The sequence below is a fragment of the Mesorhizobium sanjuanii genome (genome assembly GCF_002529485.1).
Lineage (GTDB): Bacteria > Pseudomonadota > Alphaproteobacteria > Rhizobiales > Rhizobiaceae > Mesorhizobium > Mesorhizobium sanjuanii.
Genome location: NZ_NWQG01000264.1, coordinates 1 through 2,986, shown reverse-complemented (window position 1 = coordinate 2,986; position 2,986 = coordinate 1). Strand labels below are relative to the sequence as shown.

Sequence of the window (2,986 nt, the reverse complement as noted above, 5' to 3'; positions counted from 1 at the left end):
GGTGCAGGATCAATCGCCATGGCAAATCTGACACGCGCATCTTCATTGTCGCGGCCGGCCGATGTCAAATCCATGGCGTGAAGATCAACGCCGCTTTGCCTGACCCATCCACAAAGAGAAGCGTTGAGCGTGTCCGTGTCGCAATAGGCCGCCAAGCGTTTGGCGTCGATGCGGGCACCGGCTATCGCCAAGGCTGTGCTTCCGCCCATGGAAAGCCCGAGAATGCCGACCTTGTCATGTTCGATGTGCTTTTCGAAAAAAGCAGCCTTGCCCATCGCATTCAAGGTTTCGGTGACATCGGCAGGCCTCAGCCAAAGCTTCATCGTTTCCGCCGCGGATCGGTTTGCGCCTGCATTTCCGGGATGGGTGGGGGCCGCCACAACGAACCCCTGCTTCGCCAATGGCATCGCGATCCAGCCCAAGGCTTGCGGGTTTCCTGCCAGGCCAGCGCCATGGGACAGCAATATCAGAGGAAATTTTCCATCAGAGATTGGGGCATCGAGCATGGCGGGCGTTCCCACAAAAAACATGCTCTCACCAAGCATAACCGATTTGCCACCTGAAGATGCCGGGTACCAAACGGTCACGTCGAGATCGATCCCGCGCTCTTTGGAGAAAGCCACAGTCTGATGCACACCGACATTGTCGCTGGCGACGGCCGGTTGTTGCACCGCCAACGTCGAAGACCCGACGGCCCAAAGCGCAGCCAAGATATTCATCAAGGACTTCATTGCTTTCCTCTTGCGCTCGTCATCATCGTTACGCTGTCAGTCCTCGCACCGGAGTTCGGATCGTTGCTAGTCGCCGATTAGAATGAGCCTGAGCGTTCAGGCCCAAGATTGACCGGAATCCAGGATGGCTCGCCCTCGAACGCGATCTTGGACGTCCGAGATCGTGATCAAGGTCGTTTCGCGCGATGAATGCAGCCCTGGGTGCCGGATTACGAGGCGACAGGTGCCCCGTCTTGCGCTTCGGGTGCCGCGGACCTTTCGCTGCCGACCCGGCGATAGGCGCTCGGTGTCATGCCGGTGATGCGCTGGAACTCGCGATTGAAGTTCGACTTCGTACCAAAACCCGATTCCAGCATGACGACCGTCACCGGATCGCGCGTCGAGACCAGCCGCCGCTGCGCATCGCTGACCCGGTATTCATTCACGACTTGGGAAACGTTGCGGCCATGAACCCGGTTGATTGCCCCAGAAATCTGTCGCGCAGGTGTTCCGGCGCGCCGTGCAAGACGGTCCAGTGTCAGGTCCGGATCGCGATAAAGATGCTGCTCGGCCATCAGTGCATCAATCCGGCGTATAACGACCTCGTCCGCCTCGGAAAGATCCTCGCTGACCGGCGAAGTGTAAGAGCGTGAAGGCAGTGGCGCGGAGGTGGCGAATGCGAGACCCTCCTCCGTGCCTTTGAGTTCAGTGTCAGGGCGAGTGTCGTCCGCGACCGTTGCGGCGTAACCGGCGACTGCCAGCCACAGAACGCTCGCGGCGGTCAGGATCATCTGGGCCTGCCGCCCATCGCCAAAAGAGAGATCAAGCGATACCGTTGCATCGACAAAGGCGGTGACAATGAGAAGCAGCGCGACCGCTACGAGCGCCTTGTGCGCGGTCCACTCGTCACTGAGACGCACAGCCGCAAGCGCACTCGGGCCTTGTCGCGCAACTCGCAAGAGCGCGAGGCCGTATCCGAGATCGATCGCGAAAAGAACAATGTCGATTGGCGCACGCCAGAAGGCGACGAGAACCGCGACGAGACACGCCGGCATTAAATGCGGCCACAGGTCCGAGGGTTTCGCCAGGTTCTTGCGCCGAAGCTGATCGAAGGCGGCGAAGGAAAGCGCGGGCAGGACAGCGGCGAGGACCGGCTGGATGAAGCGTGCCGGATACCAACCGACGTTCCAGTTCAACCCCGACACGGTCGCCTGAACTGCGAAGGCGGCCACGAGCAACGGAAACAGCCCGAGCTTTCCTTGTCCCTGACGGATCATCCGCACCAGGATAAGAAGCAGAACAAGCGAAATGACAAACGGCAGCGGTATCGACGGCATATATAACCATTATCACGTAAAAGGCTTCTTCATCGCGCCGAGGGTGACGGTGGTGGACGCCCCTAATTCTTAGATGAAATTTTGTCGCGTGGATCCGACGCGGAAGCCTAAGATTCGCGACCAACCAGGCAATTCGTTGCGCATCTCATCGAGAACGCCGCTTACGGCGCTTTCGCGCCCGCCGGACGCATGCTTGCCAAGCTTGTTTCGTCTCCCTAAAGCTCTGCGCGCCCCGCGCGGGTACATGGTTGACTGGTCTTGAGGGAGATGAAGCTTGGCCCCAGACGCATCCGACGCGGATCAGCGGATCAGCGCCCGTTCCATTCGACGGCGCAAGGGCGGCGTACCGATCGTCTGCCTCACCGCCTACACCTATCCGGTCGCGCGCCTGCTCGACGACCATGTCGACCTGCTTCTGGTCGGTGACAGCGTCGCCATGGTCCTGCATGGCCACAAGACCACGCTCGGCGCCTCGCTGGAAATGATGATCGCCCACGGGCAAGCAGTGATGCGGGGTTCCGCCAAGGCCTGCGTTGTGGTCGACATGCCGGCCGGCAGCTATGAGGACTCGCCGCGCCAGGCCGTTGCCTCGGCGCGGCGGATCGTCAAGGAGACAGGTTGCCAGGCCGTCAAGCTGGAAGGCGGCGTCGCTGTTGCCCGGCAGATCGCGGCGATCGTTGCGGCCGGCATTCCAGTCATGGGGCATATCGGCCTGCTGCCGCAATCGGTGGAAAGCGAAGGCGGCTACAAGATCAAGGGCCGCAGCGAGGAGAATGTGGCAGCACTTTTTCGCGATGCGGACGCGGTCGAAAAGGCCGGTGCGTTCTCGGTGGTCATCGAAGGCACCGTCGAGACCGTCGCCGCCGACCTTACCCGGCACATCTCCATCCCCACCATCGGCATCGGCGCCAGCGGCGACTGCGACGGCCAGAGCCTGGT

General features: G+C 61.1%; 3 protein-coding genes. 1 reads left to right on the top strand and 2 read right to left on the bottom strand.

What is annotated here, in order from left to right:
- The coding region (locus tag CN311_RS30150) for an alpha/beta hydrolase family protein (protein WP_097577236.1) at positions 1-731 on the bottom strand (731 nt) is incomplete at its 3' end.
- A gap of 209 nt (positions 732-940) precedes the next feature.
- Positions 941-2,047 (bottom strand): helix-turn-helix domain-containing protein, encoded by a 1,107-nt coding sequence (locus tag CN311_RS30145; protein WP_097577235.1) that lies wholly within the window; start codon positions 2,045-2,047, stop codon positions 941-943.
- Positions 2,048-2,321: 274 nt separating this feature from the next.
- Between CN311_RS30145 and panB the strand changes: the two genes are divergently transcribed.
- Positions 2,322-2,986, top strand: a 665-nt coding sequence (panB, locus tag CN311_RS30140; protein ID WP_097577234.1) for a 3-methyl-2-oxobutanoate hydroxymethyltransferase, incomplete at its 3' end; no start/stop codon positions are given.